This window comes from Oceanospirillum sediminis (assembly GCF_014164585.1).
Lineage (GTDB): Bacteria > Pseudomonadota > Gammaproteobacteria > Pseudomonadales > Halomonadaceae > Oceanospirillum > Oceanospirillum sediminis.
Genome location: NZ_JACJFM010000027.1, coordinates 1 through 13,272 on the forward strand (window position 1 = coordinate 1; position 13,272 = coordinate 13,272).

Below are 13,272 nucleotides of genomic sequence, written 5' to 3' on the forward strand. Positions count from 1 at the left end.
ATAACTGATGAAGCAGCAGAATTATACCGTCTGATGATCATCAGACATTTTCGTCGAATCATTCACTGGGTGTTTTCCGGATGCAGAATCAGGCTCTGATGCTTTGAACGATGCTCTGTTCACCAGGAAAACCGCCAGTGCAGTGATCATGATCCCCACTCCTTCAAACACCGAAATGGCCTGATCAAATACCAGAGCCGATAACAGTACCGCACTGACTGGCATCAGATAGAACAGGCTGGACACTTCACTAATTGGCAGAGTTCTGATCAGCAAATACAGAATACTCAGTGCGCCAATGGATACCACCACTGCCATCCAGAATAAAGCAGCAATGAACTCACCATTCCAGTGTACGTATCTGGAGTCATCTGCCAGCATGATCAGAGTACATAACAGTGCGGCTGTGCCAGACTGAATCACCCCTCCGGTAAAAATATTCATCTGCTGGCAGAAACGCTTCTGATACAGACTGCCCAGAGCAAGCCCCAGCAGGGCGATAAAAGACATCAGAATACCTTCCAGATCAGACAGGGTTATCTGCTCCAGCACGATGACGGTGACACCACTGACGCCCAGCAGCAAACCCGCCCATTGATGGGGGTGAATACGCTCTTTTAGCAATAAAAAAGCAAAACCACTGGCCACCAGAGGTTGCAGGCTGATGATCAGTGAAGAGACTCCGGCTGAGATGCCCTGATCCAGAGAAACAAATACACCGATAGAAAATACCCCAATGACCAGAAGACCCGCGATCATCTGGTGCACCACTTCTTTTGTGGTCGCAGGCCAGGGCGCACGTATCACCTGACAGATGATTGCCAGAATGGCTGCAGCGATCAGAAAACGGTAGCTCAGAAAACTGAAAGGATCTGAGTAAGGGATACCGTACTGAGTGGCAACAAAGCCAGAACTGTATAGCAGGATAAATAGCCCGGATAAGATCATGGTCATCACTGTGCTCTCATGCTGGTCTGTCAGAGGTTATTTTCTTTTGCTTGTGCACTGTACATACCTGTAGGTACAGAATCAAATGCCTGCACTGAAATATCAGACTAAAGTTGAGTGATAAACGGGATATAAGCTGTGAAACCAGGCCAGTGACTACAGGTCAGGAGCAATGTGGTGTATAACATCAGTGAAGATATAACCGCAGAATCGGGCAGGATCATGACAGATACACGTCAAAAACTGATAGAAACCACCAAGGAGTTACTGTGGGAGCGTGGCTATGAGGCCATGAGCCCTAATCTGGTTCTGGAGCGCAGTGGTATTGGCAAAGGCAGTATGTACCATCACTTCAAAGGTAAAAAAGCCCTGGCCAGTGCGGCGATTCAGGCTCGGTCAGAAGAGCTGATTGCCGAATTTGATGCGGAATTTGATATTGACCTTCCGCTGATGGATCGCTTTGAGCGTTATTTATGTAAGCCTCGTGACGGGCTGAAAGGTTGTCGCCTGGGGCGTCTGGTCAGTGATATTTCTGTGACAGAAGATGAGCTGAGACAGCCGATTTCTGCCCTGTTTACTCATGCAGAACAGGCCTTTGTTCAGGCCTTACAGGTAGCACATGCCAGAGGTGAGATTGAGCTGAAGGCCGATGCGGATGCGCTGGCAGCGACTCTGGTGGCCTCCATCCAGGGGGCTTTTATTCTGAGCCGCGCTCACTCTGATCCGGGATATATGGATAAAGTCGCCCAGGGCGCTATGCAGTGCCTTAAGGCCAGTGTAGTGCTGCGCTGACTCAGTGTTCCCGGATCTATGGGGCAATCGCTTATGGTATGCTGATATCTACAGACTTTTATGATCTGGTCTTAACGATGGCCAGGGTGACAGTGGCTTTAGCAATCAGATTCCATTCTTCCTCTACGCTATCTTCTTCTGGTAAAGCAAATAGCATAGATTCAGCAATACTCAGGGTGTTGCCTGGTTTCAGTACCGCAGCTTTACAGACCAGATATTTTCCGGCACCGGGGCGAAGCAGGTTTATCTTAAACTCGGCGGTCAATACGATGTTGCCTGCGGGCATAAGGGTCGCTCCGGCAGCCCCCGCAGTATGATCACATAATGTGGCCTGAACACCAGCATGGACAAAGCCATCCTGTTGCTGATGATCTTCCCGCACTTTTAGTCTGGTGTAGCATAGTCCCGGTTCAATCTTATCCGCTTGTAGGCCCAGGTATTGAATAAAGGGCGCAGCGGTCAGCACACGCTCAACTTCCTGGCGATAGTCCGGGTTTGCCGGTTTAAAATCCGAAAATGGCAGCATAGTCACCTCTTGTTATTTTTGTTGTCAGTCCGATTGCTGATCATACGGTGGAAAAGAGAGAACGGCTGCTGTTCAGTGTGAACCATCAGTTCTGTTAACAGGTGCTGTTTTTTCGCTAAGTACAGGCAGACCGGGATTATTGGTTGTCAGCAGGTGTTAAAGGTTCTCTGATGTCTGGCTTTAATCATGATATTTCGGGGTGTCAGCTTTTTATCACAGAATTCAGTAAGTTCCACGTGAAACCCGACCTCTTCCAGTGCCAGTGCACGATCCAGTACCAGCCAGAGTTCCAACGGACGGCGAAACAGGTGCTGTACCAGCTCCATACGCCGGATCATATGTACTCTTTGTTGTCCCTGCTGCAGATAGCTCCTGATGTGCTGGGCAGATATTGAGTTATCCACAGCATGTTGCAGATCCCTGTTGTGTACAGCCCAGTGGACAAAGTCTTCAAAAGCCCCGGTTAACAGGTATTTCGGGATTGTGGGTAAAGGCTGATAATCAGATTGTTGCAGCTGATCCTTCAGTAAAGTATCAAACGCCATTCGCCAGAGCAGTTCAGTATCTCTTAGCTGACCGATACGCTGGCCTCCGGTAACGGTTTCCTGCAGAGGTATTTTCAGGTCCTGCTTACTCAGTGTCAGTGTGGATTGTTTTCCGGTCTGGGACATGGGCTGATAATGTTCAGCCCGGATCAGATGATAGCAGCAAGGGGCTATATAAAGGCTGTGTGCCTGCTTCTGGCGGGCATGATGAATAAGCTGACAGTGCAGATCACCACAGGCGTGAAGCGCCACAGTCCGGGTTTCCGGTGTGATGAATTGAGCAGCCTCATCAGATAAGGCATCGGCATTGATAAAACACTGATTCAGCTGCCATTTAGCCGCTTCTTGCTCACCTTTTTCACACAGAATCTGTTGCCACTCCAGACTGGTGACCTGGTAAGGTGTCTGTTGCTGCTGAGTCTGGTAAGCCAGCAGGCGTCCCAGATGACCTTTACCGGCACACCATTCCAGAAACCGGGTGGTTGATGAAGCACCTGCGGGGTGAAGCTGTCTGCTGAAATCCAGCATCTGCCGCCATTTTCGTCCGGGAATCCCCTGTGCAAAGCGTTTCAGTTCAGACTGATCGACTTGTGGCTGATCTGGCAGGCTATTCCTGCTATCGGCACGGCTGAGCAGTTCGGTACTAAGCTGGCTCAACTGAAGGGCTTCGGGAATCCACTGACTCAGCCATTGTGCCAGTTGCTCCGGGTTTTCCTGCAGATTTTTTAACCGGTCATCACTGAGTTGTTCCAGTGCCTGGTTCAGAGACTGTGCCGGTTTTTCTGAATCGGGCCAGGGCAACTGGCGATGATAAAAAGGCCGGAATTGCCAGTAATGCTGATTACGGGTCAGAAGCTGATCCAGAGTATGAAATGCATGCTGCAGACTGTATCTGTGTGTCATAAGTGGTTAAAAATCGTTAAACAACTACACTGAGATGAGTGAATAAAGGCTATTTGAGCCGGATTTAACCATAAAGTCGAAACAAAATTGGATTTTATTGTCATTTAAAGGCACAATGCGTGCCCCTTGAAGGTGAGACTGCTGTTTTCTCCATCCGCTGATCGCCAGGATCAGCCCCGATTGCGCACAGCGCGTCACCTGCCTGTTTGAGATTGCTTAATCCTAAGCTTTCGACAGCTTTATATAAGCCGAGTGGAACCCGAGATTTTGATATTGAGCGCTACAATGACAGCGACAGTATGCTTGGATGAGATGCCAGGGGTTCCGTTATTTGTATTACGACTCAGGTAATCCTTGAATGTCATCAGAAGAGACTGTTGTACCTAACTTTGACGAGTTGGGCCTTCCCGAAGCACTGGTAGCCAGTGTAAAAGAAATTGGATATGAAACGCCTTCCCCTATTCAGGCAGCCAGTATTCCTGTGCTGTTACAGGGAGAGAGTCTGTTAGGACAGGCTCAGACCGGTACTGGTAAGACCGCATCTTTTGCTCTGCCGCTACTGGCCCGTATTGATGTGAAAAAGAACAGCCCTCAGGTACTGGTTCTGACACCAACCCGTGAGCTGGCTATTCAGGTAGCTGAAGCCTTCCAGCGCTACGCCCGTGATATTAAAGGTTTCCATGTACTGCCGATTTATGGCGGCCACAGTATGACACTGCAGCTGAAACAGCTGAAACGTGGTCCACAGGTTATCGTGGGTACTCCGGGTCGTGTAATGGATCACCTGCGTCGTAACTCTCTGGACACCAGCACCATGAATGCTGTGGTACTGGATGAAGCCGATGAAATGCTGAAAATGGGCTTCATTGATGACGTAGACTGGATTCTGGAACAGGTGCCTCAGCCGCGTCAGGTGGCCCTGTTCTCAGCAACGATGCCTGAAGAGATCCGTAAGGTGGCCCGTCGTCATCTGGACGGTGCTCAGGAGATCCGCATTGCGGCGAAAACGTCGACTGTTGATACCATTAACCAGCGTTACTGGCAGGTAAGCGGTGTTCATAAGATGGACGCCCTGACCCGTATTATGGAAACGGAAGATTTTGATGCGGCGATTATTTTCGTGCGTACTAAAACCGCAACCGTCGAGCTGGCTGAAAAGCTGGAAGCCCGTGGTTACAGCGCGTCTGCACTGAACGGTGATATGAACCAGGCGCTGCGTGAGCGTGCAGTGAACCAGCTGAAACAACGCAAGCTGGATATCGTGATTGCCACGGATGTGGCTGCTCGTGGTCTGGACGTTGAGCGTATCACTCACGTAATCAACTACGATATTCCTTACGATACAGAAGCTTATGTTCACCGTATTGGTCGTACCGGCCGTGCGGGTCGTACTGGTGAAGCTATTCTGTTTGTGACACCTCGTGAACGTGGTCTGCTACGGGCTATTGAGCGTGCAACCCGCCAGCGCATTGAACGTATGGATCTGCCTACCCGTGAAATGGTAGCAGAGCAGCGTGTTAAGCAGTTCAAAACTGACGTGATCGGTATGACCGATAGCGTAGGTTCTGATATGGACTTCTTCCGTAACCTGGTTAAAGAGCTGGCGGAAGAGAATGAGATGTCTATCGAAGATATCGCGGCGACACTGGCATGGAAAGCTCAGGTGAAACGTCCGCTGATCCTGCCACCGGAAGAGAAGCGTCCACCTCGTGAGCGTCGTGAGCGTGATGGACGTGATCGTGATAGCCGTCGTGGCGAGCGTGGCGGAGATCGTGGTGAACGCCGTCAGCGCCGCGAACGTCCGACGGATGTAAATTTCGTGCGCTATCGTATTGAAGCGGGTCGTAATGAAGGTCTGCAGCCGGGTGATATCGTGGGTGCTATCGCTAACGAAGCCGGTATTGAGAGCCGTTATATCGGTAATATCCGTCTGTATGATCAGTTCAGTACTGTTGAACTGCCAGAGGGTATGCCGGATGAGGTTATGAACCACCTGCAGAAAACCCGTGTACGTCAGGTCGAGATGAATATCAGTGTGGATACTGGTCCTGCTCCGACTGATGATCGTCCTCGTCGCCCTCGTGGTGATCGCCCACGGGGTGGCCGTAACGATCGCCGTGGTGGAGATCGTGAACGTCGTAATGACCGTCCAAGGGGCGAACGTCGTGGTGGTGATCGTGACCGCCGTAACGATCGTCCACGGGGCGAAGCGCCACAGCGTCAGAAAAAAGAGTCTTCAGAAGACTGAGTTCTGATCTGAGTCGAATAAAAAACCCGCTGTTCAGCTGAACATGCGGGTTTTTTATTGCCTGTAGAAAACTGACTGACAGTTGCTTTAGTTAATGCTTCCTGTCTTTCCGTCACTGATATTTCTTAATTTCCTTGCTCTGCTTTTCGGCCGTTAAAACGGCCCTGCTATCTCTTCTGTAAATACTGCTCTGATGCTTCCGCCTGCTGATACCACACACGCTTCTGTTTTGAAGCTTACAGAGTCTTGCTCATCCGCATTCAGATTATTTTTCTCAGGAAATCATTATCAAATGGTCGATGTATAACCGGGTGTATATCTATTCATAAGCCAGGGTAGAAAAATGAGGATAAATCCCCCTGTGTATAACTCACTATTTTATGCACAGGGTATGAGGAATTTTCTGCCAGTTTACTGATAACTAATCCATAAGTTTAGTCACAGCAGAAAACCCCTCTGAAATCAGTAGTTGAAACAGTTATCCACAAATTTTATCCACACAATAACAATAATAAATATTATCTTCTTATATATTCATTTGTTGATTATTGTTGTGTGGAATCTGGAAAAATCTTCATGCAGAGTCCTGTTAAGCTACTTCTCATTTTCATAGCCAGGTATATACTTGTGTCCCTTTTGCACGAACAGTTACGAATAGAGGTGAAATAGTGGATTATCCAACCCGCTTTGATGTCATTGTGATCGGTGGAGGTCACGCGGGAACTGAAGCCGCTCTGGCTTCCGCACGGATGGGCTGCTCGACCCTGTTGCTAACGCATAACATTGAGACGCTGGGACAGATGTCCTGTAATCCGGCTATAGGTGGTATTGGTAAGAGCCACCTGGTAAAAGAGATTGATGCGCTGGGTGGGGCGATGGCACTGGCTACCGATAAAGCCGGTATTCAGTTTCGTACTCTGAATAGCCGTAAGGGACCGGCTGTTCGTGCAACCCGGGCTCAGGCTGACCGGATTCTGTATAAAGCAGCGATTCGCTATGTACTGGAAAACCAGTCCAATCTGACTATTTTTCAGCAGTCAGCCGATGATCTGATTATGCAGGACGATACGGTTACCGGTGTGGTGACCCAGTCAGGTATCCGCTTTTATTCACAAACCGTGGTGCTGACAGCGGGGACTTTCCTCGGCGGTATTATCCACATAGGCCTTGAGAAACTGTCGGGTGGGCGTGCCGGAGATCCGCCTTCTGTTGCGCTGGCGAACCGTCTGCGTGAAATGCCGTTCCGGGTGGATCGTCTGAAAACCGGTACACCGCCGCGTATTGATGCTAAGTCAGTTGATTTTTCTGTTATGGAAGCTCAGCCCGGCGATACCCCGGTACCCGTGATGTCTTTCATGGGTAAGACAGAAGATCATCCGGAGCAGATCAGCTGTTATATTACTCATACCAACGAGCGGACCCATGACATTATCCGTGCCGGTCTGGATCGTTCACCGATGTATACCGGTGTGATTGAGGGGGTAGGCCCCAGATACTGTCCGTCGATTGAAGATAAGATTCACCGCTTTGCCGATAAGGATTCCCATCAGGTCTTTATCGAACCGGAAGGTCTGGCCACCCATGAACTGTATCCGAACGGTATTTCCACCAGCTTGCCGTTTGATGTGCAGCTGGAGCTGGTGCGTTCTATGCGGGGGATGGAAAATGCGCATATCATGCGTCCGGGATATGCCATCGAGTATGACTTTTTTAATCCACAGGACCTGAAACATACTCTGGAAACTAAATTTGTCCACAACCTGTTCTTTGCCGGACAGATCAATGGCACGACAGGCTATGAAGAAGCCGGTGCACAGGGATTGCTGGCGGGTCTGAATGCCGGGCTCAGAGCCCAGGGGAAAGAAGGCTGGTATCCTCGCCGGGATGAAGCTTATATCGGCGTCATGGTGGATGATCTGATTACTCTGGGCACTAATGAACCTTATCGTATGTTCACCAGCCGGGCTGAATATCGCCTGATTCTGCGTGAAGATAACGCCGATCTGCGTCTGACTGAAAAGGGGCGTGAGCTGGGACTGGTCGATGATGTGCGCTGGGCCGCTTTCTGTGGCAAAAAAGAGGGCATTGATCAAGAAACGGAGCGCCTGGCGACCAGCTGGATTCAGCCAAAAACAGAGCAGGCAGAACGGGTTCAGCAAAAAACTGGTCAGCCTCTGGCCCGTGAATACAATTTGCTTGATCTGCTTAAGCGTCCGGAACTGGAATACGATGATGTGGCCAGTTTACGGGGTGAGCCTGTGGATAATCCTCAGGTAGCAGAGCAGGTACAGATTCAGGTGAAATATGCCGGTTATATCTCCCGCCAGCAGGATGAGATTGAGAAACTGCGCCGTCATGAAAATACGCCTCTGCCGGAGGATATGGATTACAGCGGTATTGATGGCATGTCCAATGAAATTCGTCAGAAACTGAGCGAAGCCCGGCCAGAAACACTAGCGGCGGCCAGTCGCATTCCGGGAGTGACCCCTGCTGCGGTATCCCTGCTGCTGATTCATCTGAAAAAGCGGGCGATGCTGAATACTGCAAAAACGGAAGACAGGCAGGGCGAAGCCCCTGTGGATAAAACAATGCAAGGCACAGAGGTCTGACAACGATGAATCTGGAGCAACAACTGGCGCAGGGCATTACTGTCATGGGGCTGGATATCAGTGAACAGCAGCAGGCTGCGCTGATGGATTATCTGCGTCTGCTGGAAAAGTGGAATAAAGCCTTCAATCTGACCGCCGTGCGCGATCCGGCGGAGATGGTGTCCCGCCATCTGCTGGATAGTCTGAGTATCCTGCCCTATGTTCAGGGTCCTCGCTGTATTGATGTGGGTTCCGGTGGCGGTTTACCAGGTATACCTCTGGCCATTGTCCGTCCCGATCTGGAGATTACTTTGCTGGACAGTAATGGCAAAAAGAGCCGCTTTCAGTTTCAGGCGGTCACAGCCCTGAAACTGAATAATGTTCAGGTAGAAAACAAACGGGTTGAGCAGTATCAGCCGGAGCAGCGTTTTGATCAGATTATCAGCCGAGCCTTCAGCTCCATGGAGGATATGGTGAACTGGACACTGCACTTTGCTGATCAGGATACGCAGTGGCTGGCGATGAAAGGTGTGTATCCGGAAGATGAACTGGCTGTATTACCGGATGATATTCTGTGTCAGGCTGTACACGTGCTGAGTGTGCCGGGCACCGATGGCGAACGCCATCTGGTAGAACTTAAGCGTGCGGATTAATCCTTTTAAGGACGAACAATATGGCTAGAATCTTTGCGATAACGAATCAGAAAGGCGGTGTGGGCAAAACCACAACCTGTGTCAACCTGGCAGCGTCTCTGGTTGCAATGAAGCGTAAAGTACTGCTGATTGATCTGGACCCCCAGGGTAACGCCACGATGGGGAGTGGTGTGGACAAGCATAATTGTGAGCATTCAGTCTGCGATCTGTTGCTGGGCGAAGCCAGTCTGGAGCAGATCTGCATTCGCACAGATCCGGCCGGTTATGATCTGCTGCCAGCGAATGCAGAGCTGACTACCGCAGAGGTTCAGTTACTGCAACAGGGGGATGGTGGTGTCAGCCTGAAAAAAGAACTGGCAGCGCTTAAGCCACAGTATGATTTTATTCTGATTGACTGTCCTCCATCGCTGAATATGCTGACAGTTAATGCTCTGGCTGCCGCTCAGGGCGTGATTATTCCGGTGCAGTGTGAGTATTACGCGCTGGAAGGTTTGTCTTCTCTGATGGAAACCATTCAGCAGATAGGAGGAGGGATTAATCCTGAACTTCAGGTCGAGGGCCTGCTGCGAACGATGTATGATCCCAGAAACAGTCTGACCCGTGATGTGTCTGCTCAGCTGACAGAACATTTCGGAGATAAGGTTTACAGTACCGTGATTCCGCGTAATGTTCGTCTGGCAGAAGCGCCCAGTCATGGATTGCCTGCGCTGGCCTATGATGAAAAATCTAAAGGTAGTCTGGCATATCTGGCTCTGGCTGGTGAAGTCACCCGGAGAAATCCATAATCAATCTGAACCTGTCCGGGCTACGTGTGTCTGAAGACCGGATATCTGAGTAAGTCGGGAGAAGTAATGTCGGCTAAAAAACGTGGCTTAGGCCGGGGACTGGATGCTTTACTGGGATCTGGCATGAATACCGCCAGAGCAACAGAAAAAGTGTCAGTAGCCCCTGAGACAACTGAAAACCCCGGACGTCATGCCCCGTCAGAACATCTGGATGGTCAGATGAAACATCTGCCGGTGGAGTTCCTGTGTCGGGGACGTTATCAGCCACGTCGTGATATGGACCAGGACTCTCTGGAGGATCTGGCCAGTTCCATCAGGGCGCAGGGTATTATGCAACCCATCGTTGTCCGTCCTGTCACTGGTGAGAAATTTGAAATTATCGCCGGGGAACGCCGATGGCGTGCAGCCCAGCTGGCAGAACTGGATCAGGTGCCGGTCATTGTGCGGGATGTCAGCGATGATGCCGCGATTGCGATGTCTCTGATCGAGAATATTCAGCGAGAAAACCTTAATCCGGTAGAAGAAGCGATAGCGCTGCAGCGCTTACAGCAGGAGTTCGAACTGACTCAGCAACAGGTTGCTGATGCGGTAGGAAAATCTCGCTCTGCCGTCACTAATTTGCTACGTCTTCTGGCGCTGAGTGACGATGTGAAAAAAATGCTGGAGTATGGTGACCTGGAGATGGGCCATGCCAGAGCCTTACTGAGCCTGGAAGCCAGCCAGCAAAGTGATATTGCCCGCCAGGTGGTAGCTAAAAGCCTGTCTGTTCGTCAGACTGAAGCGCTGGTTCGAAAACTTCAGCAAACGGAGAAAGAGCAACCAGTACAGCAACACAGTGCTGATGTTGAGCAACTGGAGCGTCGACTTGGCGATAGATTAGGGGCTGCAGTTCAGATTCGTCACAACCAGAAAGGGAAGGGGAAACTGGTGATTAGCTACTCCAGTCTGGATGAACTGGACGGAATTCTCAGCCACATTAAATAAGCATTTTGCAATAAGTTATCCACAAGGGCAGAAAAACTCATCTATTGGTCTTATAAATGGTTTTCTGTGGGTAATTATGTTGAATGGCATGATTAATGCCCCTATAATCCTGCGGTCACAATTTGACTATATCTTTGAGTTTCGGTTACGCGAAAAAGCAAAACGCTTTTCGTTCGGGAGAAAGCATGGGCGCCAGAAGCGCACAGTTAAAACGACCTAAAGTCTTTCGTATCGTTGGCTTACAGGCGTTGGTGACTCTTCTGATATCGGCCGGTTGCTTTCTGCTGGCTGATGGGGTCAGTGCTTATTCGGCTCTGCTTGGAGGTGTAGTCTGCTTTATGCCAAATCTGTATTTTGCCTGGGCGGCATTTCGTCATCAGGGTGCTCAGATGGCAAAGCAGATTGTGAAATCGTTCTATAAAGCGGAAGCAGTAAAGTTTGGTTTAACGGCCGTATTATTTGCTCTGGTTTTTGCCTTAGTACGTCCCTTAAACCCAATTTATTTCTTTTTAACTTACGCTGTGGTTCAAGTGGTGCATTGGTTATCGCCTCTGGTGATAAAACGCTGATTCGTTACGGACAACCACCGGAAAATATCGAGGAAGACAATGGCAGGCGCAAATCCGACACCTTCCGAATATATACAACACCACCTGCAGAATCTGACTTTTGGTCTGCATCCTGAGAATGGCCTGGGCTTTGCTCATGGCGCGAAGGAAGCAGCTGAGATGGGATTCTGGGCGGTGCATGTAGATACAATCGGCTGGTCTATCTTTTTAGGTTTAATCTTTATTACCCTGTTCCGCTCCGCGGCTAAAAAAGCCACGACTGGTGTACCGGGTGCTCTGCAGAACTTTGTAGAGATTCTGGTTGAGTTTGTTGATCAGAGTGTAAAAGACACCTTCCACGGCCGCAGCAGTCTGATTGCTCCTCTGGCTCTGACAATTTTTGTCTGGGTATTTCTGATGAACCTGATGGATCTGGTGCCGGTTGATTTCCTGCCAGCTCTGTTTATGGCTCTGGGCGTGGATTACATGAAGGTCGTACCGACTACTGATGTAAACGCGACACTGGGTATGTCTCTGTCTGTATTTGTTCTGATCATTTACTACAGCATCAAAGTGAAAGGTGTTAATGGTTTTGTCGGTGAGCTGACATTACAGCCGTTCGGTAAGAAAATGATCCCGTTCAACCTGCTGCTGGAAGGCGTAGGTCTGATCGCAAAACCAATTTCCCTGGCTCTGCGACTGTTCGGTAACCTGTATGCAGGTGAGCTGATCTTTATTCTGATCGCAATTATGCCGTTCTGGATCCAGTGGGCACTGTCTGTGCCATGGGCTATCTTCCACATCCTGGTAATCGTGTTGCAGGCATTCATCTTCATGATGCTGACCATTGTTTACCTGAGCATGGCTTGCGAAGACCACTAAGATTTTTGCTTTAACTTTAAACTTTAACTGAAATTTACTTTCTTAAACTTCAACTTGAGAAAAACTGGGAGAAAAAAATGGAACAAGTACTGGGTTTAACCGCCGTTGCTGTTGCTCTGCTGATCGGTCTGGGTGCTCTGGGCACCGCGATTGGTTTTGGTCTGCTGGGTGGTAAATTCCTGGAAGGCGCTGCTCGTCAACCAGAGATGGTTCCTATGCTGCAGGTTAAAATGTTCATCGTTGCGGGTCTGCTGGATGCTGTAACTATGATCGGTGTTGGTATCGCGCTGTTCTTCACTTTTGCGAATCCGTTCGTAGCTCAACTTGCTGGTTAATCTTTAAGCTGGTTTTTTTAACCCTTAATAGATCAACACTGGAAAGCAAGGGGTGATGGCGTGAATCTGAACTTAACACTGGTAGGCCAGGCCATCTCATTTGCGATTTTTGTCTGGTTTTGTATGAAGTATGTATGGCCTCCGGTAACGGAAGCTATGCATGCTCGCCAGAAAAAAATTGCAGATGGTTTGGATGCTGCAAGTCGTGCCGCACGTGACCTTGAACTGGCTCAGGAAAAAGCTGGCCAACAGTTACGTGAAGGTAAAGAACAAGCAGCCCTGATTATTGAGCAAGCTAATAAGCGAGCTAATCAAATCGTTGAAGAAGCGAAAGACAACGCACGTGCAGAAGGCGAGCGTTTACTGGCTGCCGCTCAGGCTGAGATTGAGCAGGAAGTAAACCGAGCTAAAGAAGAACTGCGCGCGCAGGTATCTGCTCTGTCACTGAAAGGTGCAGAACAGATTCTTAACGCATCTATTGACGAAAAAGCCCATGCTGAGCTTGTAGAGAAACTCGCAGCTGAGCTTTAAGCGA

Annotated in this window: 13 protein-coding genes; 10 read left to right on the plus strand and 3 right to left on the minus strand. The window is 49.6% G+C overall.

What is annotated here, in order from left to right:
• Window positions 1–21: 21 nt before the first annotated feature.
• On the minus strand, window positions 22–954 hold the full coding sequence (locus H4O21_RS17145) for a DMT family transporter (RefSeq protein ID WP_182810108.1): 933 nt from the start codon (window positions 952–954) through the stop codon (window positions 22–24).
• A 216-nt stretch (window positions 955–1,170) separates the two neighbouring features.
• On the opposite strand from H4O21_RS17145, the gene H4O21_RS17150 reads away from it, so the two are divergent.
• A complete protein-coding gene (locus tag H4O21_RS17150; RefSeq protein ID WP_182810109.1) occupies window positions 1,171–1,740 on the plus strand; it encodes a TetR/AcrR family transcriptional regulator in 570 nt (189 codons plus the stop codon).
• A gap of 58 nt (window positions 1,741–1,798) precedes the next feature.
• Here H4O21_RS17150 and H4O21_RS17155 read toward each other — a convergent pair whose 3' ends face one another.
• Together H4O21_RS17155 and H4O21_RS17160 are read right to left on the minus strand one after the other, a co-directional pair.
• Window positions 1,799–2,266 (minus strand): PaaI family thioesterase, encoded by a 468-nt coding sequence (locus H4O21_RS17155; protein ID WP_182810110.1) that lies wholly within the window; start codon window positions 2,264–2,266, stop codon window positions 1,799–1,801.
• Window positions 2,267–2,412: 146 nt separating this feature from the next.
• Entirely contained in the window at window positions 2,413–3,714 is a 1,302-nt protein-coding gene (locus tag H4O21_RS17160) for a methyltransferase (protein ID WP_182810111.1), read from the minus strand.
• Window positions 3,715–4,072: 358 nt separating this feature from the next.
• Here H4O21_RS17160 and H4O21_RS17165 point away from each other — a divergent pair, with 358 nt between their 5' ends.
• From H4O21_RS17165 to H4O21_RS17205, 9 genes are all read left to right on the plus strand, one after another.
• Complete coding sequence (locus H4O21_RS17165) at window positions 4,073–5,962, plus strand: DEAD/DEAH box helicase (protein WP_182810112.1); 1,890 nt, start codon at window positions 4,073–4,075, stop codon at window positions 5,960–5,962.
• A 668-nt stretch (window positions 5,963–6,630) separates the two neighbouring features.
• Window positions 6,631–8,571 carry a tRNA uridine-5-carboxymethylaminomethyl(34) synthesis enzyme MnmG gene (mnmG, locus tag H4O21_RS17170; protein WP_182810113.1) on the plus strand — a complete coding sequence of 647 codons (1,941 nt, stop codon included), beginning with the start codon at window positions 6,631–6,633 and terminating at the stop codon, window positions 8,569–8,571.
• A 5-nt stretch (window positions 8,572–8,576) separates the two neighbouring features.
• Window positions 8,577–9,203, plus strand: coding sequence for a 16S rRNA (guanine(527)-N(7))-methyltransferase RsmG (gene rsmG / locus H4O21_RS17175; RefSeq protein WP_182810114.1), 627 nt, complete (start codon window positions 8,577–8,579; stop codon window positions 9,201–9,203).
• A gap of 20 nt (window positions 9,204–9,223) precedes the next feature.
• Window positions 9,224–9,988, plus strand: coding sequence for a ParA family protein (locus tag H4O21_RS17180; protein WP_182810115.1), 765 nt, complete (start codon window positions 9,224–9,226; stop codon window positions 9,986–9,988).
• A 66-nt stretch (window positions 9,989–10,054) separates the two neighbouring features.
• Complete coding sequence (locus H4O21_RS17185; protein WP_182810116.1) at window positions 10,055–10,972, plus strand: ParB/RepB/Spo0J family partition protein; 918 nt, start codon at window positions 10,055–10,057, stop codon at window positions 10,970–10,972.
• A gap of 185 nt (window positions 10,973–11,157) precedes the next feature.
• Window positions 11,158–11,541, plus strand: coding sequence for a F0F1 ATP synthase subunit I (locus H4O21_RS17190; RefSeq protein WP_182810117.1), 384 nt, complete (start codon window positions 11,158–11,160; stop codon window positions 11,539–11,541).
• Window positions 11,542–11,580: 39 nt separating this feature from the next.
• The gene (gene atpB / locus H4O21_RS17195; RefSeq protein WP_182810118.1) at window positions 11,581–12,402 is read left to right on the plus strand and encodes a F0F1 ATP synthase subunit A; all 822 of its coding nucleotides are present in this window, start codon (window positions 11,581–11,583) and stop codon (window positions 12,400–12,402) included.
• A 77-nt stretch (window positions 12,403–12,479) separates the two neighbouring features.
• Window positions 12,480–12,737, plus strand: coding sequence for a F0F1 ATP synthase subunit C (gene atpE, locus H4O21_RS17200; protein WP_028299499.1), 258 nt, complete (start codon window positions 12,480–12,482; stop codon window positions 12,735–12,737).
• Window positions 12,738–12,797: 60 nt separating this feature from the next.
• Entirely contained in the window at window positions 12,798–13,268 is a 471-nt protein-coding gene (locus H4O21_RS17205) for a F0F1 ATP synthase subunit B (protein ID WP_182810119.1), read from the plus strand.
• Window positions 13,269–13,272: the final 4 nt, after the last annotated feature.

Coding starts and splice junctions, on each gene's coding strand:
- H4O21_RS17185 (WP_182810116.1), top strand. CDS start 10,055: ATGTCGGCTAAAAAACGTGGCTTAGGCCGGGGACTGGATGCTTTACTG.
- H4O21_RS17145 (WP_182810108.1), bottom strand. CDS start 954: ATGACCATGATCTTATCCGGGCTATTTATCCTGCTATACAGTTCTGGC.
- H4O21_RS17160 (WP_182810111.1), bottom strand. CDS start 3,714: ATGACACACAGATACAGTCTGCAGCATGCATTTCATACTCTGGATCAG.
- atpB (WP_182810118.1), top strand. CDS start 11,581: ATGGCAGGCGCAAATCCGACACCTTCCGAATATATACAACACCACCTG.
- H4O21_RS17150 (WP_182810109.1), top strand. CDS start 1,171: ATGACAGATACACGTCAAAAACTGATAGAAACCACCAAGGAGTTACTG.
- H4O21_RS17190 (WP_182810117.1), top strand. CDS start 11,158: ATGGGCGCCAGAAGCGCACAGTTAAAACGACCTAAAGTCTTTCGTATC.
- H4O21_RS17165 (WP_182810112.1), top strand. CDS start 4,073: ATGTCATCAGAAGAGACTGTTGTACCTAACTTTGACGAGTTGGGCCTT.
- atpE (WP_028299499.1), top strand. CDS start 12,480: ATGGAACAAGTACTGGGTTTAACCGCCGTTGCTGTTGCTCTGCTGATC.
- H4O21_RS17180 (WP_182810115.1), top strand. CDS start 9,224: ATGGCTAGAATCTTTGCGATAACGAATCAGAAAGGCGGTGTGGGCAAA.
- H4O21_RS17155 (WP_182810110.1), bottom strand. CDS start 2,266: ATGCTGCCATTTTCGGATTTTAAACCGGCAAACCCGGACTATCGCCAG.
- rsmG (WP_182810114.1), top strand. CDS start 8,577: ATGAATCTGGAGCAACAACTGGCGCAGGGCATTACTGTCATGGGGCTG.